The organism is Burkholderia guangdongensis, assembly GCF_013403875.1.
Taxonomy (GTDB): Bacteria; Pseudomonadota; Gammaproteobacteria; order Burkholderiales; family Burkholderiaceae; genus Burkholderia; species Burkholderia guangdongensis.
Genome location: NZ_JACBNX010000006.1, coordinates 167,793 through 185,115 on the forward strand (window position 1 = coordinate 167,793; position 17,323 = coordinate 185,115).

16 protein-coding genes are annotated in these 17,323 nt (G+C 62.2%); 7 read left to right on the top strand and 9 right to left on the bottom strand.

From position 1 onward, the window contains the following. Positions 1-52: 52 nt before the first annotated feature. The 9 genes from HZI36_RS08345 to HZI36_RS08385 form a co-directional block, all read right to left on the bottom strand. Positions 53-607, bottom strand: a complete 555-nt coding sequence (locus tag HZI36_RS08345; protein ID WP_179402170.1) for a helix-turn-helix domain-containing protein — start codon at positions 605-607, stop codon at positions 53-55. A 41-nt stretch (positions 608-648) separates the two neighbouring features. After that, positions 649-1,938 carry an NAD(P)/FAD-dependent oxidoreductase gene (locus HZI36_RS08350; RefSeq protein WP_179402171.1) on the bottom strand — a complete coding sequence of 430 codons (1,290 nt, stop codon included), beginning with the start codon at positions 1,936-1,938 and terminating at the stop codon, positions 649-651. 188 nt (positions 1,939-2,126) lie between these two features. Then, positions 2,127-2,720, bottom strand: coding sequence for a Tar ligand binding domain-containing protein (locus tag HZI36_RS08355; RefSeq protein WP_179402172.1), 594 nt, complete (start codon positions 2,718-2,720; stop codon positions 2,127-2,129). A gap of 132 nt (positions 2,721-2,852) precedes the next feature. After that, positions 2,853-3,746: an acetoacetate decarboxylase family protein gene (locus HZI36_RS08360; protein ID WP_179402173.1), complete on the bottom strand. Its 894-nt coding sequence runs from the start codon at positions 3,744-3,746 to the stop codon at positions 2,853-2,855. 26 nt (positions 3,747-3,772) lie between these two features. Next, positions 3,773-5,227 (bottom strand): aldehyde dehydrogenase, encoded by a 1,455-nt coding sequence (locus HZI36_RS08365; RefSeq protein WP_179402174.1) that lies wholly within the window; start codon positions 5,225-5,227, stop codon positions 3,773-3,775. A 96-nt stretch (positions 5,228-5,323) separates the two neighbouring features. Next, complete coding sequence (locus HZI36_RS08370) at positions 5,324-6,187, bottom strand: fumarylacetoacetate hydrolase family protein (protein ID WP_179402175.1); 864 nt, start codon at positions 6,185-6,187, stop codon at positions 5,324-5,326. 35 nt (positions 6,188-6,222) lie between these two features. Then, complete coding sequence (locus tag HZI36_RS27340) at positions 6,223-7,155, bottom strand: VOC family protein (protein WP_179402176.1); 933 nt, start codon at positions 7,153-7,155, stop codon at positions 6,223-6,225. Between the two features lie 418 nt (positions 7,156-7,573). Beyond that, entirely contained in the window at positions 7,574-7,999 is a 426-nt protein-coding gene (locus tag HZI36_RS08380; RefSeq protein WP_179402177.1) for a nuclear transport factor 2 family protein, read from the bottom strand. A 165-nt stretch (positions 8,000-8,164) separates the two neighbouring features. Then, positions 8,165-9,763 (bottom strand): tetratricopeptide repeat protein, encoded by a 1,599-nt coding sequence (locus HZI36_RS08385; protein WP_179402178.1) that lies wholly within the window; start codon positions 9,761-9,763, stop codon positions 8,165-8,167. 226 nt (positions 9,764-9,989) lie between these two features. Here HZI36_RS08385 and HZI36_RS08390 point away from each other — a divergent pair, with 226 nt between their 5' ends. The 7 genes from HZI36_RS08390 to HZI36_RS08420 all read left to right on the top strand — a co-directional run bounded on the left by HZI36_RS08390 (position 9,990) and on the right by HZI36_RS08420 (position 17,283). Continuing rightward, positions 9,990-11,282, top strand: coding sequence for an acyl-CoA dehydrogenase family protein (locus HZI36_RS08390; protein ID WP_179402179.1), 1,293 nt, complete (start codon positions 9,990-9,992; stop codon positions 11,280-11,282). Positions 11,283-11,305: 23 nt separating this feature from the next. Beyond that, positions 11,306-11,908, top strand: a complete 603-nt coding sequence (locus HZI36_RS08395) for a nitroreductase family protein (protein ID WP_179402180.1) — start codon at positions 11,306-11,308, stop codon at positions 11,906-11,908. Next, positions 11,905-12,513 carry an NADPH-dependent FMN reductase gene (locus HZI36_RS08400; RefSeq protein WP_179402181.1) on the top strand — a complete coding sequence of 203 codons (609 nt, stop codon included), beginning with the start codon at positions 11,905-11,907 and terminating at the stop codon, positions 12,511-12,513. Before HZI36_RS08395 ends, HZI36_RS08400 begins: the two co-directional genes overlap by 4 nt. Positions 12,514-12,524: 11 nt before the next feature. Further along, positions 12,525-13,934 (top strand): acyl-CoA dehydrogenase family protein, encoded by a 1,410-nt coding sequence (locus HZI36_RS08405; RefSeq protein WP_218883735.1) that lies wholly within the window; start codon positions 12,525-12,527, stop codon positions 13,932-13,934. Then, the gene (locus HZI36_RS08410) at positions 13,931-14,452 is read left to right on the top strand and encodes a nuclear transport factor 2 family protein (protein ID WP_179402182.1); all 522 of its coding nucleotides are present in this window, start codon (positions 13,931-13,933) and stop codon (positions 14,450-14,452) included. Before HZI36_RS08405 ends, HZI36_RS08410 begins: the two co-directional genes overlap by 4 nt. An 8-nt stretch (positions 14,453-14,460) precedes the next feature. Next, entirely contained in the window at positions 14,461-15,801 is a 1,341-nt protein-coding gene (locus tag HZI36_RS08415) for an acyl-CoA dehydrogenase family protein (protein ID WP_179402183.1), read from the top strand. 111 nt (positions 15,802-15,912) lie between these two features. Further along, positions 15,913-17,283 (top strand): MFS transporter, encoded by a 1,371-nt coding sequence (locus HZI36_RS08420; RefSeq protein ID WP_179402184.1) that lies wholly within the window; start codon positions 15,913-15,915, stop codon positions 17,281-17,283. Positions 17,284-17,323 lie beyond the last annotated feature (40 nt).

The following is a 17,323-nucleotide window of genomic DNA, read 5'->3' on the forward strand; positions in this document are numbered from 1 at the left end:
GACTGCAAACGATTCGATTCGCGCGGGACGGCGACGTGCCGCCCGCGCTCACTCAGGTGAAGACCCAGATGACCCGTGTCGGCCGATCGGTGAGGTTCGCGTAGCGGAACCGCGCATGCGCGGGCACCTGGAACGCGTCGTTCAGCCCGAGCGTGACCGGCTCGCTGTCGTCGAGCCAGACCGTCAGCTCGCCTTCGAGCACGAAGCCGCCCTGCTCGTCGCGGTCGTCGACCGGACGCTCGCCGCTGCTCGCGCCGGGCGCGAGATGGCTTTCGAGCATCGAGAAGCGCGCGCGCATGTTCGGCGACACGAGCACGTCGGTGATGCCCTCCGCGAAATACAGCGTGCGGCGCTCGCCGGGGCGCGTGACCCACGGCACCGAGCGCGGCTTGCTGAGGCTGTAGAAGTACGTGTGCGGCGCGTCGAGCGCTTCGCAGATCGCGGTCAGATCGGCAACGGTCGGACGCGACAGCCCGCGCTCGACCTGCGACAGAAAGCCGACCGAGCGGCCGATCCGGTCGGCCAGGTCGTTCAGCGTCACTTTGCGATGCTTGCGCAGATCGCGGATCAGGATCGCGAGGCTTTCTATCTCTTCCTGCTCGTTCATCGTGTTCCTCACTCGGGCCGGGGCGCGCTGGACGGGTCGCGTCAGACGGTATCGCGCAAACGGTACCAGGCCTTGCCGACCGCTTCCAGCGGCGCGGCGAAGCGCTCGCCGCCCGGGAAGCGCGGATTGCGGATACCGCGATACAGCGCGAGCAGCCGGTCGTCGCCGAGAATCGCGTCGGCGACCGCGCGCGCACCCGCGAGCGTCGGCAGCACGCCGTGCCCTGAAAAGCCCTGTAGCCAGTAGCGTTGCCCGTGTCGGCCGATGTCGGGCGTGCGGCGCATGCTGATGTCGATGTGCCCGCCCCACGCGAACTCGAGCTTCACGCCGCGCAACTGCGGGAACGCGCGCTCGAGCGGCGGGCGCGTCGCCTCCGCGATGTCGGCCGGAATGCCGCCGAGATACGTGCAGCCGCCGCCGAACAGCAGCCGGTTGTCGGGGCTCAGGCGGAAATAGTCGGGCACGAACTGGTTGTCGATCACGCAGCTGTTCTTCGGCAGCAGCGCGCGCGCGAGCGCGGGATCGAGCGGCTCGGTCGCGACCTGATAGGTGCCGACCGGCAGCATGCGCCGCGCGAGCGCGGGGTCGAGACGATCGATGTACGAGTTGCACGCGAGCACGAGCACGTCCGCGCGCACTTCGCCCGCCGCGGTGCGCGCGATATAGCCGGACGACGTTTCCTGATAGCCGAGCACGCGGCTCTGCTCGAAGATGCGGCCGCCGGCGCGCTCGATCGCCTGTGCGATGCCGAGCGCGAGCTTCAGCGGATTCAGGTGGCCGGCCTCGGGATCGTAAAGCGCGGCCAGATAGCGCGGGCTGCCGATCCATTCGGGCATCTCGTCGCGCGGGATCACGCGCAGGCGGTCGTAGCCCCAGCGCTCGGCCGCCTCGTCGCGCGCCTGTTCGAGCAGCGCGACACGCCGCGGCCGCACCGCGGCCCACAGGCTGCCCGGCCGGTAGTCGATGTCGAAGCCGTGCCGCACCGGCAGCTCGCGGACTTCGGCGGCGGCCCAGCGCATGCTGTCCCACAGCTCGCGCGCGCGGGCACGACCGAGCGAATTCTCCAGCGGCGGCATGTCGCACGACCAGCCGAGCAGCGCCTGCCCGCCATTGCGGCCCGACGCGGCCCACGCGACGCGGCTCGCCTCGAGCACGACGACGCGCTTGCCCACCGACGCGAGCCGCAGCGCGGTGTGCAGCCCGCTGAAGCCCGCGCCGACGACGAGCACGTCGGCGTCGACCCGCCCGTCCAGCGAGGGATGAAGCGGGATCGGCGCCGGGTGGGTGCCGGCGTAGTAGCTCGCGACGTGGTGGGCCGACTGCACGAACATGAATGCTCCGGTGAAATTTATGGCGTGAAATTTCATGAAAAAATATCACGTAAATTTCATGGAGGCAAGGGGCAAGGCACGCATACGCCCGACAGCCCGACGAACTAAAGGTGCTGTCTTTTCAAGCGGTTCGGTCGAGATTTAACACTTCGCACAGATGGCGCAACTTCGCATATAACGCCTGGTCGCTAGCGAAGCACACGACTTAGCGACATGCTCCGCCCCCCACCGAATATTAGGGCCGAGAAACGAGAAACACGCACTTTTAGAGACGAATGCGTCGATCTCGGGTGCCAGCACATGGAGATCCACTCGTCAGCTTTACGGAACGCAAGCGTCGGGCTCTGGACAGACACAATTGCCGTAAATTTGTCTTTCTGCCCCGCCGACCATGCTGAGCGCGACTGGCGATAGCCACGGTCCGAGAATGCGACGCGCTTGATGTCCACCGCTTGCGCCAGCCGATTTTCTTCGTTACTTGAAGTGATGGATGTATAGCTCTTCCAAGTGTTGTCCGACTCGTCGAACATGAGCTGGGCTCGCCTGATCTCTTCTTCACCGCCTGGCTCGTCCGGCGCCAGCGCGACGTGACGGAGAACCAGATAACCGTGGGAAAACGAAGCGTCCGCCCGTGCAAATGCGATCGACGATGTGAGATGGCTCTCGTACATTGCCTTTTGTGCGACCGTGCTCTGATAGGAGCCGAGCACGCCTATTGCCCCACGGCACAGCAATAACAGGCCGCGAAAACCAACCGCTATTGCACGCGTCCTGATCGTCAAGTGCGTCGCCTTACCCGATTCCGGCAAAGACTGACGGTTCGCAATCGGGGCATCGACATTAATGTCGATGCCTCTGCCCGCCGCACGAGCCGTATTGCGTCTGTCGACGGCCTCCGCGACAGACGCTTCAGTTCAGGCAGCAGGCTCCACGGGGCGAATCACGTTGGCGCTGACTGCAACGCCCGGTCCCGAGAATTCGATCATCTCCGCACCCAGGTATTCGACGATCTCGAGATCCGCAAGGCCGTTTATCACGTGGAACGTGGTTGGCAACTGTTCGAACGTTGCGCGATTCCACCTCACCGAACCGCCCTTGCCTTTCCACTTGCGGAAATTCGCATCGCTGAATTTGATCGGCGACGTATCGCCTGCGGCGCCGGCCAACGGTTGCGAAGTCGTGGCATAGGCGATGTCGCACCCACCACTGCCCGACGGTCCAGTTCGCGGCATGTATTTGTAGAACAGCGTTGCACCACCTGGACCAGGCAGCTTTCTGTCGCCCGTGGTTTCGGCGAGACCGTGCAGGTCGATTTCGAAGAACCGAAAGCCGAACCACGAAGCTTCACCGCCTGCGTTACCCGCCGCGTGATCGATACGCAGGTCCGGGATGTCCGCAAAAAGCTTCGGAAAGCCCAGTTCTTCGCGGCCAGTCATGATCGCATCCGGAACGCCTTCGAACAGGACCGGGCAAAACGCGCCTTCGATCCTCTCCGTCTTGCCCTGATAGACGACGGGCACCTCGACGTTGAGAATGCCGTAGCCGCGCCCTGCCAGCCAGTAGAGATTGTGAAAAAAGGCCAGCGAAACATAGACCTCCGGCTCGCCGCGCAACTCGAATCCGGGCGGCAGGATACGTTCGAGGCTTGAGCGCTCGGTGAGGTAGCTCACGGTCATCCACTGGGCTTTCATCGTGCCCGCCTCTTCGGGCGTCCAGATCGTGCCGTCGGCCTTCTGGCGCGGACCCGGTGCGGGCCCGAACACTGCAGGCATGCGATAGCGCATGCCGGGCTTGAATTCGACTGTCATTTAGGTGCTCCTGTATTCAATCAGTTTCAGAACGGGTAGCGACGCGGCGTCGTCTGCAGGGTCAGCCAGCGCAGTTCGGTGAATTCGTGTATGCCAGCGCGACCGCCGAAGCGACCGAAACCGCTGGCCTTGACGCCGCCGAACGGCATCTGCGCTTCGTCATGCACCGTCGGGCCATTGACGTGACAGATACCCGATTCGATGCGCTTCGCGACTTCCAGTGCGCGCGCCAGATCGCTGCCGAATACCGCCGCGGAAAGGCCGTACTCGTTGTCGTTGGCGCAGGCGATCGCTTCTTCGACGCCGTGCACGCGCACGATGGGCTTCACGGGGCCGAACGACTCCTCGCGGTAGATCATCATGTCCGGCGTCACGTGATCCAGCAAGGTGGCCGGCATGAGCGTGCTCGTTGCCTTACCGCCGCAGAGCAGGCGCGCCCCCTTTTCGATGGCATCGTCGATCAATGCGTTACAGCGTGCGACCGTGCTCATATCGATCACCGACCCCAGCACGACCGGATCCTTGCCACGCGGATCGCCGAGCGGCAGCGCACGTGCCCGAGCCGCGAGGCGGATCGCAAAGTTATCCGCAATCCGCGCATCGACGATGATGCGCTCGGTGGACATGCAGATCTGCCCGGAATTAGCGAACGCACCGAAGATCGCCCCATCAACGGCGGCATCGATATTGGCGTCGTCGAGCACGACGAGGGGTGCTTTGCCGCCGAGTTCCAGAACGACAGGCTTCAGGTGCTGCGCGCAAGTGGTGGCGATGATGCGGCCCACTCGCGTCGAGCCCGTGAAGTTCACGCGCCGCACGGCCGTGTGTGCGATCATCGCTTCGACCACCGCCGCCGCATCGACCGGCGCGCTCACCACGAAGTTCACCACACCCGGCGGGAAGCCCGCTTCGTTCAGTGCTTCGACGATGAGCCCCTGCGTACGCGGACACAGTTCCGAGCCCTTGAACACCACCGTGTTGCCGCAGGCAAGCGGAACGGCGATCGAGCGCATGCCGAGGATCACCGGGGCGTTCCACGGGGCCATCCCGAGCACGACGCCGGCCGGCTGACGAACGGCGAGCGCGAGACTGCTGGGGATATCCGAGGGAATCACCTCGCCGCTGACCTGAGTGGTCAAGGCGGCGGCTTCGCGAAGCACCCCGGCAGCGAGGTTGACATTGAAGCCACCCCACGATGCGCTCGCGCCGGTTTCCGATGCCATGGCTTCGATGAACTGCCCTGCGCGGGCTTCGACAGCATCGGCGGCTTTGAGCAGCCGCGCGCGGCGTTCGCCGGGACCGACCTGCGACCACGAAACAAAGGCCCGCGCGGCGGCATCGACCGCGGCGCGAACGTCGTCGATGGTCGCAGCGGCGGCGCGAGAGACGACTTCGCCACTAAGCGGGTTACGCCGCTCAAAAGTGGCGCCGGAAGACGACGGTACTGTCTTTCCGTCTATCAGAAGATTGACTTCGAACATGATTGAATCCTTTGTACTGCGAATTTAAAATTAGCGAGGGCCGTCACAGATATGCGCAACACGTTGCGACGCGCTTCAGAGACCCACCCGTCGTCTTCAGACGCGCTCTTCGGCGACCGTGTTCTCGATGTAGCCGAGCTGCTCGATTTCGACTCGCACGACGTCGCCCGGCTGCAGGAACTTGCCGAGGGCGATGCCAACATTCGCGCACGTTCCGGTCGCGATCAGATCGCCCGGTTCGAGCGTCATCACTTGCGAAAGTTCATGGATCTGCTGCCAGATGTTGTAGATCATGCCGCCGGTGCTCGCGCTCTGGCGCGGCTCGCCGTTGACCGACAGGCTCATCTGCAACGCGTGTGGATCGGCGATCTCGTCGACGGTCGTGATCCAGGGGCCAATCGGTCCATGGCTGTCGAAGGATTTTCCGAGCGTGAACGTCGGGCTCTTGAATTGCCAGTCGCGCGCGGTCACGTCGTTGGCGACAAAATACCCGCCAACCACGCTGGGCGCCTCTTTGATCGACACGTAGCGGCAACGCTTGCCGATCGCGACGCCCAACTCCGCTTCGTAATCCATCTTCTCCGACACGCGAGGCTTGTAGATCGGATCGTACGGGCCCGTGATACAGGTGACCTGCTTGTTGAACCACAACTGATCCTTTGGCACAGCGACGCCGGCGCGCGCCGCCTCTTCGGCGTGGTCGTGATAGTTCATCCCGATCGCGAGGTACTTTTGCGGATCAGGAATGGGGGCCTCTAGACGGACCTCTGCAAGCGGTACCCCTCCCGTCGCGCCAACCAGCTTTCCCGCCAATCGTTCGATGAGAGCCGGCCCTGCAGCCAGCACCTCGCGGATCGTCGTGGGCGCAATCGGATCGAGCATCGCCAGCGGCACGACGCGTTCATTCGCGATCGCGCCGATGGTCGTGGCGCCTCGGTAGGTATAGCGTGCAAGTTTCATGCAAAGGTTTCCTTAAAAAATATCCGGGAAGGCGATCAAAAGAAGAACTCGGGGGTCAGTGGGGGCGCCCACTGACTGAGCTCGTCGTTGGAGATTTCAGCGTGACCGACGGGGGTGCTGTCGTTCACGAGGTCGCCGTCGGTCCAGTGTTCGATCTTGTTGCCGAACGGGTCACGCCAGTAGTCGAAGATCTGGCTGCCCTGAACGTGGCGGCCCACGCCCCATGCGTGCGTGTAACCGCATGCTCGTAGGTGTTCACCGCCCTGGAACACGTCGTCGAGATCCAGCACCTCGAACGCCGCATGGTCGAAGCGCGCAGCGCTTTCCTGTGTGGCCACCAGCGCAATAGTGTGGTGATCGGTCCACTGATCGTCCAGGCCACAGTGCAAGAACGCGGCGATCGTGTTCTGCTCGGCGCCGGCCCAGTAGGTATCCGAAGTACGAAAGCCAAGAACGTCACGGTAAAACGCCAGCGTTTCCTGAAAGTTCGGGACAAGCACGGCGACGTGCCCGAGGCGGACGACCGAGCTCGGTCCGCGCGCCACACGAACTGTTTTACCGAAACGCTCGCGTCGCACAGTCGGATTCATCGCAACCGGCTCGCGGCTCGGCAGCGGTTCATGGCGCGCCTGGCCGTGTAGTACATCGACGACGAACCCAGCAGGGTCGGTCAAGCGCACACGCTTGCCACCACCCGGTTCAGAATTGTCCTCGACTCTCACACCGAGATGCGCCGCGAGGCGCTCAAGATCTTCGTATTTCTGTACGAGCAGCCCGAAACCGATCGTTCTATTGGTGACTCCCAACTCGCTGATATGCGAGTGGTGCACTGCCCCGGCGGTACGCATGTACAGCGTGCTGCCGGTATGCGCAACCGTGTGCAGACCAAAATCGGTCAGAAACTGTCCTATGCGCTCAAGATCCGTAACCTGGTAGCGCACAAACCCGATGTCCTCAACGGTGATCACATTTCTCCCCTGGTTTTCTGATGGGCGCAATATGAGCGTCCGCCCGGTTCGCTTCCGCCCAAAGCGGATATTGGATAGAGGCGAATGGATTTAAAAAAATGGCCGCTTAAGTCTTCCAAACGGTACCCGTCCGGGGCCGTGCCCGCAGGCGAACCACGAAAGATTTCTACTACAAAGACCAAGGCGCCCCACACATCAACGATCACTTTCCTTTCAGTAGTACTTGCTTGCTGACTCGGGCCTCACATACGGCCAACTGGACGGGCGATGTCTGGCAGCATTCGGCAACGGGTTGTTTCTTCAGTAGCCCGACGCGGGGCCGGCAGCGCGCATCGTGGAACACGCGAGAGAAAGCTCGCCATGCAGGTCCGATTACATCCAACGCTTCCACAATCTGACCAGCACACATTTGTCGCTTTCAGCCCTGAGAGTGCTTGGGAGGTGCGATCTTGTTGATACCGCTCCAATGTTCGGCAAGCTTTCCATCACGGACGCGATAGGCATCGAACACAAAAAAGGGATAAGTCCGCGTCGGATCGCCCGGCTCAGGCTGCGGGAACTCGCCCGCAATTACCACAATGTCGCCCTCTGCCACGAGAAGCGCCGGCGGCATCGTCAGGTCCGGCTTGACGGGCTGTGGTGGCAGACCGCGAAAGGTTTCGGTTACGAAGGCTTCCAAGCCAGCGCGGCCGCTGGGCAGATGGGAACCGTGCTGATGGTAATCCTCAGTGACAAAATCTTTCACTGCCGCAGGGTTGCGGGCATCGAACACATGTCTGTAAAAGTCAATCACAAGCTGGCGGTTGCGCGCTGCTTGGTCCACCGATTCGATCGGGTTAGCCATAGTCTCCATCATCCGTGTCAGATCATCACATAGCGTGCCGAGCGGCAGGGCATGGCGGCCCTGCTACTGCAGCACATCGGGATTCTGTATGGAGAGTGTGGCCGACCTACTCGTGTATACGGAAGTCACAGCAGGTCGCGCCAAGTCACTTCTTGACAGCTAGGCCTAGGCAACGTTCAGGCGGGCGGCGAGCGCATCGAAGTCTCGATGGGCGCGCAGAACATCGTAGGCAGGAGACGTAAGCAGCAATAATTCCTGGATATGCGTGCGCGACATCAGTGCGCGATCCAGCCATTGAAAGGCCTGCTCGATGTCGTCTAGTCCGGCGTGAATTAGCGTCATCGCGGCCGCGTTAGGGCCTGCCGTGGCTCCGCTTGCTTCCTGTAGAGTCTTGATAAGATCCCTTGCCTTGCCGTGCTGACCGGTCCGGGCGTAGGCGTAACCCACATGCCCCAAGGCTACCGGGTGCTCGTCCATCAGACGACAGGCTTCTTCCAATTGATCGATAGCGGTGTTGGGAAAACCCGCGTAAAGAAAACAATCGCCCAGCAGCAACTTCACCGCATCGAACTCTGGCGCCAACGCCGCAGACTTCTGCGCGAACATGATCGCGCTGTCGTAATCACGCATATGTAAACAGATCGCGGCCAGCGAGGAAAGCGCGAAAGCAGAACGTGGAGCCAGTTCCACTCCGCGCGCAGCGGCATCGAATGCCTCCCGCAAACGTCCTGACTGAAGGTGTCCCAATCCCATGGCGGTATGCGGCAGGCCGTCCTCCGGGCTGGCCATGATCGCCTGGCTGAACATCAATGCCGCCTCATCGGCACGGCCGCACGTTAGGCGCCCCACGCCAAGGGCAACCTGCTCACCAGCAGTCTTGTCCCTTATGGCACCGCGCAGATACTCCTTCAGCAGCACGTTGTCCCGCATGACGTAACGCGGCGCCAATTCATCCTCAATGATGATGGTCGCCGGCCTGGAACTGAGCCAAGACTGCACCGAAGCGGCGACATCGGTGGCGACCTTCCGCTGAAATCCCATCATGTCTTCCACTTGCTGCTCGTGCCGTCCGGACCAGACCGTCACGTCCCGGGCTGGGTCGACAATGCGTAGATTGAGCCGATAGGTCTTCCCCTGCCGGAACAGGCTTCCTTCCATGACGTAGGACGCTTGCGACGCTCGAACCACCAGCGGCAGCTCCGTCGCCATCTGGCCAAATCTCTGGCTGGAATTCCGCGACAGAACAGCCACGACCGGCAGACTGGAGATATAAAGGCTGATCTCGTCGTGAAACGCGGCGACCATGTCCGGATCGTCGATATTCAGGCCCGAAAACGGCAGAATCAACAGCCGCGGGCGGGACTCCTCGCGGATCGCTGATTGAATTGCGGGCGATCCGGCGCTCTTGACTCGATAGTGGAACCTTGGTGTGAATCCCCCTTTCGGCAAGGAGATTTGCACCTGATCCATCACGCCCTCGGTCTGGTAATAGCGTTCCAATCGCGCCCTGAGCCGCCAGGCTTCGGTGCGCACGCTGGTCTCGACCTGGGGGTCGAACGCGCCGTCGCGACCGAACGCGTCCACGGCGATGGTGAATTGTTTCAGGCGCTCGCCACGGCCGGCTAGCGTTTCAGATACGAGATGCTGCAGCAGTTCGCGCAAGCGCTTCGCGCGCCGGAAGGTTTCACTTTCCAGCACTGCGTGAAGCGCTGCCGTGACGTGCTCCCCTTGCAGTTCGTGGGGGGCGATGGCACTTGGGACCATACTCTACTCGGACATTACAGACTAACCCGTTGATTCTATCCATATATATGGCGCTATGCCGATTAGGGTCATGCCGCATATAGGTCACAAGACGTCACACATTTCGCCCGAGGCAGCAGCCGAAATAATTCAAAAAGCGGTCGACGGTACGTAACCCTCTGAGACTTGGTTGCCCTGTTGGACCGGCGGTACCGTTGCAGCGTGTTCAACCTACAACGAAAACGCCATGACCCAACTCAGCAAGCCGCTGGAGCCGCTGGATTTCGGCACCGGAACCGATGCGCGGCTCGCCGGCGCTCCCGGGCCAAGTCCGGAAGCCGTAAAGATGCGCGAAGCGATCAGGGCATTGACGCCGCTTCTGCGCGAAACAGCCTGGGAAAGCGAAAAGTCGACGGCGCTCGTACCCGAAGCGTTGCAGGCACTGGATCAGACCGGCTACTTCCGCACCACGCTGCCCAAGACACTCGGCGGCTCGGCCTTCGGCGCGCGTGATCTGGTCGAGGTCATCGCCGCCGCGTCCTATGCCGACGGATCGGCCGGCTGGAGCGGCTTCGCCGCTTCCGGCGTGCGTCTGCTCCTCGCCTTTAGCCCGAAGGCGGTCGAGGAAGTCAGCGTACAGATCACGGACTGGGTCGGTCCGGTCGCGATCGGGGCGTCGATCTTTTCCAGCACGGTCGGACAGGCCCGACGTACCGACGGCGGATTCATGGCCACCGGCAAGTGGATGTACGGCAGCGGCGCCCGCTACGCTGCTTGGGCGGTAGTCGGCATCGAATGGCAAGAGGATGGCCATCCCGCACGCGGCTTGGCACTGATTTCCCGCGACCAGTACGAGATCCTCGACGACTGGCATGTGTCGGGGATGGCCGCGAGTTCGAGCAACAGCATCACGGCCCGGGAGGAAATCTTCATTCCCGAATATCGCGTGATCCGTCACGCCGATCTGCCTGCCGCACTGGGCGCGCTGCCGACGAAATACGAGGGGCTCACCTACCGGCTCGGCCCCCTGGCAACCATGCTGTCCACTGCACTTGCGAATATCGCGATTGCACTCGGCATGGCCAAGGGCTGCCTTGATTGCTTCGTCGAACAAGCCAACAAGCGCATGCCGTTCAACTTGCCCTACGAGACCGTGGCGAGCATGCCGTCGACCCAGGTCGTCGCAGGCAAGGTCCACGCCATGATCAAGGCCGCCGAATCGGTCATCACCCAGACAGCCGATGAAGTCGATGCGCGCACCCTGCGTGGCGAGGACTTCGCACCCAACGAGGAATCGCTGGCCACAATGAGCCTGGTCTACGCCGCCAATCTGTGCGGCGACGCGATCGACGAGATGCAGCTATGCATCGGCTCCTCGAGTGCGAGTCTGAAAAACCCGATCCAACGATTCGCACGCGATGCACGCGTGATGCTGACCCACGGTGCCATCCGCCGGGATCCGGCGGCGGAAATCGCGGGACGACATGTCCTAGGTATTCCGCCTTTCAACATGTTCGCTGGCGGTCTGGCCCAGCGTTGATGAGCCTTACGAGAGAACTCTATATGTCTACCTCTTCGAATAATCGAACGTCGTCCTACTCTATCGACCCGCTGTTTTTGGACCGCTGGTCCCCGCGTGCCTTTGACGAGAAAGCCATCATTTCCGAACAGGAATTGATGACGATCTTCGAGGCCGCCAGTTGGGCGCCCTCGTCGTTCAACTCGCAACCCTGGCGCTTCATCTACGCGCGCAGAAATACGCCGGAATGGACGAGTCTATTCGATCTGCTGGTGCCGATGAACCAAAGCTGGGCCGGTCGCGCCGCGGCACTGGTCGTGTTGATCTCTGCCACCACCGCCCAGCCGCCGGGCGCGCCGGGCCCGATCCCGTCGTACAGCCACTCGCTCGACGCAGGCGCCGCCTGGGGCTATCTGGCCCTGCAGGCCACGCGCCTCGGCTGGCAAGCCCACGCCATGGCCGGCTTCAATGTTGAAGGTGCCTATCAGGCACTCAACGTGCCAGAAGGTTATCGCGTCGAAACGGTCATCGCCATCGGTCGTCAGGGCGATAAAAGCGTGCTGCCGCCCCCCCTGCAGGAACGCGAGCAACCGAACGTCCGCCGCCCCGTTTCAGAGCTGGTCATGGAAGGACAGTTCAAATCATGAACACCAACGCTACCCAACCCTTTATCGTCGGCATCGGCGGTACAGCGGCCCAAGGCTCCTCCACCGAACAGGCTTTGAGCCTGGCGCTGGCGACCGCGGAAGCGGCCGGCGCGCGCACCCAGCTGTTCGGCGGCGAAGAACTGCTGGCGCTGCCTCACTACGTCCCGGGCAAAGTCGCCCACGGCAGTAACGGACAGGCGCTGATCGATGCGGTTCGTAATGCAAACGGTCTGATCATCGCCAGCCCTGGGTACCACGGCACCATCTCCGGCCTGGTCAAGAACGCCATCGACTATCTCGAGGAAACAGCTAAGGACGAGCGCGTCTATTTGGATGGACTGCCGGTCGGCCTGATCGCCACCGCCTACGGCTGGCAGGCGACCGGCGGCACGCTCGGTGCCCTGCGCTCGATCGTCCATGCGCTACGCGGCTGGCCGACACCGATGGGCGCGGCGATCAACACCAGCGGCGGCATCTTCTTCGAAGGTGCCTGCCAGAACGAAGCCGCGGCCAACCAGTTACGCTTGGTCGGCCTCCAGGTCGTCGAATTTGCGACCTCGTCGGCACACTACGCGCTGCAGTCGATGTCGACTAAAAACGCTTAAGGATACTAATTATGTCACACCCCAACATTAACGCGCCGTTTCCGCCAATGGAACCGAGCGAGCCGTTTCCGCCGATGGAGGCCGGCAAACTTCCGCCGCTCGAGCCAGGCCAGACGATGCCGCCGCTGCCACCGATGGCGCCGACCGGCGTGATCGAATCGCCGTGGCTCAGCGAGACTGGCCGCGACATCGCCGCCAAGGTGCGCGCGCTGATTCCGCTGATCCGCGAGCAGGCTCGCGAAGGCGAAAAGCTCGGCTGCCTGACGCCGGATGTCCTCAAGGCTGTCACCGACGCCGGCATCTTCAAGATGAGCGCGCCGATCGAATGGGGTGGTTACGCGCTTGGCGCACGCGATTTGGTCGAGGTCATCACCGTGCTCGGCGAAGCCGATGGGTCGGCCGGCTGGGCAGCCTTTGTCGGCGTGGGTCTCAAGAATCTGTTGGCGCTCGGACCCGAGATCATCGAGGAAGTGCGTGCGGATACGCAAGGCTGGGCAGGTCCGTCCATCGTCGGCGCCTCGGTGTACGCAACGAAGGTCGGCGACGCCCGCAAGGTCGAGGACGGCTGGATGGTGAAAGGCCGGTGGGCCTTCGGCAGCGGCTGCAAGCACGCTAAATGGGCCCTGCTCGGCATCGAATACGACGCCTCGGTGGCCGGCGGTTCGGGTCGCGGCGTGGTGGTTGCCCAGCGCGATCAGTACGAAATCCTCGACGACTGGCATGTGATGGGCCTGTCGGGCTCGGCCAGCAACAGTCTCGAAATCATCGAGGAGCAGTTCGTGCCGGATCACCGCTTTCTCGATCTCGCCGATTTCCCTCTGCGCATGCAGCAGATCCGCGATCATTTCCAAGGAGCAGGCTTCCAGCAACGTGGCCTGGCTCAGTTGCTCACCGTGACACTGACCAACATCGCCATCGTGCTTGGCATGGCCCGCGGCGCGCTCTCGTGCTTCGCCGAGCAGGCGAAGAAGCGCAAGCCGTTCAGTCTGCCCTACCCGACCATCGCCGACATGGCCTCGGTCCAGGTGGCTGCAGGCAAGACGCTGGCGATGATCAAGGTGGCCGCTGCCACGATCGAAGGGGTGGCGGACCAGCTCGACGCGCGTACCGCGGCCGGCCTGGATTTCACAGTCGATGAGGAATCGGAAATCAGTCTCAGCCTCGCCTATGCCGGCAATCTCTGCGAAGACGCTATCACACTGGTGCAGAAGACCATCGGCTCGTCGACGGCATCGCTGAGCAACCCGATCCAACGGTTTGCGCGTGACGCCCGGGTTCTGACCTCGCACGGCGCAATCCGCGTCGATCCACAGTCTGAACAGAATGGCCGACGCATCCTTGGACTTGCACCGTTCCTGATGTTCGGCGGCGCTGTACCGGCGCGCGGCAATCAATCTTCCAAGGAGCTTGTGAACAAATGAGCGATTTCAGCATCGTTGATGGCGTAGCCCAGATTCACAATCCCGAGCTGTACAAAACCTGGCTCGATCGCCCCGACTATATCGATGCGCTGGCAGCTTCGCCCACGCCGGAAGTTACCGCGATCAAGCGACTGCTGATCGAGTTCGAGGCCGAACTTAGCCGCATGGTGCGTGACGGTACGGTGCAGGAAAAAGTCGTCGAGGTGATGACTCGCTTTATCGCCGAGGACTATATCCAGCATGATCCCAACGCTCCGGGCAACGGCCGGGATCTGCTGATCGAACATTTCCGCCGCGTCCCGCTCGTGGGCGTCACTCCGCCGCCTGTGGTGAGCGTGATCGTCGAGGGCGAGCTTGGCACGATCATGTTCAAGGAGCCGCAGCCGGATCCGACGGCACTTGGCCAGACCTACGACTGGTACATGATCACGGTATTCCGCGTCCGCAATGGCAAGCTTTGCGAACACTGGAGCACCTTCAAGAAGATGGCCGATCCGTTTCCACCCAAAAAGGACTGAGGTCTGCCATGAACAAGGATTTTGGTTTTCCAAAGCTAGGACCGAAGTTTCCGGAGTCGCCCCACTTGAGCGAAACCGGCAAGCGCATCAGGGATGCGATCGTGCAGAAGCAGGATCTGCTGCGCGCGCATGCCCTCGAAGGCGAGGAACTCGGGGTACTCGCCCCTGCTACGCTTCAGGCCATGCATGAGGCAGGGGCGTTCAAGATCACGCTGCCGATCGAACTCGGTGGCTATGCGCTCGGCGCACGCGACACCGCCGAGATCGTTGCCGCGCTGGGGCAGGTGGACGCCTCCGCCGGCTGGACGGTGATCGTCTCGAACGCGGCCCGCAACACGCTCGCCTTCCCAGAGCGCGCGCGCAATGAGGTGTTCAGCGTGGTGGACAGCTGGGTCGGCCCGCTCATGTTCGGCGCGACTGTACTGGCGCCGCATGTCGGCGAAGGCCGCAAGGTCGACGGCGGCTTTATGGTTAAGGGCAAATGGCCGTTCGGCAGCGGCTGCAAGATAGCCGCGTGGGGCTCGGTCGGCATCGCCTACACAGACCCGACCACTGGCACGCAGCGCCGCGCCATGGCCATTCTGTCGCGCGACCAGTACGAAATCCTCGATGACTGGAAAGTCATGGGGCTCAAGGCGACCTCAAGCAACAGCGTGCAGGCCAAAGAAGAGATCTTCGTGCCCGACTATCGAGTCGTGCAGATGGACGAACTGATCGGACACCTCAACGGTTTGCGCGGCAAGTACGAGGGCCTTGCCTTCATGCACAGCCCGATCGGCTCGATGGTGGCGATGACGGTGTCGTTTGCGGCCCTGGCCTTGGGCATGGCCCGGGGCGCGTTGGCTGCGTTTACCGAACAAGCGAAGAAGCGGGCTCCGTTCAACGTGCCCTATGACACCATGTCGGACATGGCGAGCATCCATGTCATCGCCGGCAAGGCACGCGCAGTCATCAATTCGTGCGAGGCCGTCCTGTATCGTCATGCCGATGAAGTCGACCGCCGCGCGGTCGCGGGCGAGGATTTCTTTCCGCCGGACGAGCCGGCGATCACCATGGATCTGGTCCACCAGATTCATGAATGCCTCAGGACCATCGACGGCCTCCAGCTGGCGCTGGGTTCCTCGACGGTGAGCGTGAGCAATCCGATCCAGCGTTTCGTCCGCGACATCCATGTACTGGCGACCCACGGTGCGTTCCGCGTAGATCCGATGGCCGAGATCAACGGCCGCGACATTTTCGGACTGGAACCGTTTTCAATGATGGCCGCATTGACACCTTCGTCAAGCGCACCGCCAGGACCGCCGCGAGGACCTGCGTCGGGGGAACCGCCGGGACTCCGGAAACCATAACGGGTAGCGCCATCCCGCCGTTTCGCCGCATCGACGGGACGTGCGGCTGCGCTGATACAAAGATACCCTGTCCTCAACAGCAAAAATATCGTTGGAAAGACTATGGAGACAATGGACCAATCCTCTTTTTCCGGCCGCAACCTGCCCGGAACTACATGGCAAGTTTACCTTCTTGATTTGCTGCGCGCACCTGGCCGGGCAAAAGCAGCGCTCGCGGGCTGCTTCATCCTGATGACGCTCAGTCCAGCGGGCCTTTCGGCAATGATGCCCTTTATTACAGCGTCGTTCGCGCGTCACACCGGGAAGTTAATGCCTGAGGCAATTCTGCTGTTTGTCGCGATCCCGCTGCTGATTTCGCCATTCGTTCTGCCAATCGCCGGCGCGTGGGTGGATCGATGGGGCGCAAAGCGGGTCGCCATCCCGGCCTCGATCCTCTATGGAGTAGCTACCGCTTTGGTTCCAATCAGCAGCGCATCTCTCGGGCTACTCGGCGTCGTTGTCGTGCTGGCATCGGTATTTGGCTTCATGGCCAGTCTCGCCGTGGTCTTTAAGGTGGTCACAGGGTGGTTCCCACGCCATCGCGGTGTCGGCTTCGCCCTGATCGGCACGGTGTCGAGTCTCGCGAGCGCCTTGCTCTCCCCACTGTTCCAATGGATGATTGACGGCGATAAGTCCGGGTTCGCGGGCCTTGGCTGGGCTGGTACCTACTATGCCGTCGCGACCGCAATTGCGTTGCTTGCGGTTCCGGCAGCGCTGTTCCTGCTCTCTGAACCTGCCCTCGAAACTTCGGAGCCGGCCTTTCCCAAACCGCTGAGCAAAGTCAATCTGAAGGCCATTCCCGGTGTGCCGATGGGTCAGGCGCTTCGGAGCCGCACCTGGATCTTAATCGCTCTTTCCTTGGCACTGGCGGCTGCTGGGCCCATGGCGGTCCGTCAGAACGCGGTGAATTTTTTTTCCGAGCGTGGTTTCGATCCGGCTACCGTCGCAGTATCACAATCCGTGTTGTTCGTCGCCTCGATCGTCGGTCTGTTCTTCGGCGGCATGATTCTCGATCGAACGCGCCGCCCGTGGGTCATCGTCCCGCTACTTGCAACCGTGCCGATCGGCCTAGTGCTGTCTTACTTCAATCGCGGCAACGTCCCGCTTCTGTTCGTCTCCACCGCTTTTCTCGGATTTGCGACGGGTGCAGAGTCGTCGCTGGGGCCGTTTCTTATCTCCCGCTATTTTGGTCTGAAATGCTTCGCCCAGCTCCAAGGTCTGACGCTCGCCATCTCGACGCTTACGCTCGGCCTCTCGCCATTTCTCGTGAGCGCCATGCAAACCGCGACAGGCAGCTACTCGGTTCCATTCGGTGTGCTGACCACGCTAACCTTGTTGGCCGTGCTGCTCGCGTTTCTATTGCCGGAATACCCGTCCGAATGGACCCACCCTACCGAACAGGATGGGTTCAAGCGCGGCGTTGACGTTCCTGATCTTGGATAAAAATCCAGGACGATGTACTGCTACGGTCCACGACGATGGC

Bases quoted from the DNA above. Each gene is read 5' to 3' on its own strand.
- HZI36_RS08345 (WP_179402170.1), bottom strand. From the start codon at position 607: ATGAACGAGCAGGAAGAGATAGAAAGCCTCGCGATCCTGATCCGCGAT.
- HZI36_RS08350 (WP_179402171.1), bottom strand. From the start codon at position 1,938: ATGTTCGTGCAGTCGGCCCACCACGTCGCGAGCTACTACGCCGGCACC.
- HZI36_RS08360 (WP_179402173.1), bottom strand. From the start codon at position 3,746: ATGACAGTCGAATTCAAGCCCGGCATGCGCTATCGCATGCCTGCAGTG.
- HZI36_RS08365 (WP_179402174.1), bottom strand. From the start codon at position 5,227: ATGTTCGAAGTCAATCTTCTGATAGACGGAAAGACAGTACCGTCGTCT.
- HZI36_RS08370 (WP_179402175.1), bottom strand. From the start codon at position 6,187: ATGAAACTTGCACGCTATACCTACCGAGGCGCCACGACCATCGGCGCG.
- HZI36_RS08380 (WP_179402177.1), bottom strand. From the start codon at position 7,999: ATGGCTAACCCGATCGAATCGGTGGACCAAGCAGCGCGCAACCGCCAG.
- HZI36_RS08385 (WP_179402178.1), bottom strand. From the start codon at position 9,763: ATGGTCCCAAGTGCCATCGCCCCCCACGAACTGCAAGGGGAGCACGTC.
- HZI36_RS08390 (WP_179402179.1), top strand. From the start codon at position 9,990: ATGACCCAACTCAGCAAGCCGCTGGAGCCGCTGGATTTCGGCACCGGA.
- HZI36_RS08395 (WP_179402180.1), top strand. From the start codon at position 11,306: ATGTCTACCTCTTCGAATAATCGAACGTCGTCCTACTCTATCGACCCG.
- HZI36_RS08400 (WP_179402181.1), top strand. From the start codon at position 11,905: ATGAACACCAACGCTACCCAACCCTTTATCGTCGGCATCGGCGGTACA.
- HZI36_RS08405 (WP_218883735.1), top strand. From the start codon at position 12,525: ATGTCACACCCCAACATTAACGCGCCGTTTCCGCCAATGGAACCGAGC.
- HZI36_RS08410 (WP_179402182.1), top strand. From the start codon at position 13,931: ATGAGCGATTTCAGCATCGTTGATGGCGTAGCCCAGATTCACAATCCC.
- HZI36_RS08415 (WP_179402183.1), top strand. From the start codon at position 14,461: ATGAACAAGGATTTTGGTTTTCCAAAGCTAGGACCGAAGTTTCCGGAG.
- HZI36_RS08420 (WP_179402184.1), top strand. From the start codon at position 15,913: ATGGACCAATCCTCTTTTTCCGGCCGCAACCTGCCCGGAACTACATGG.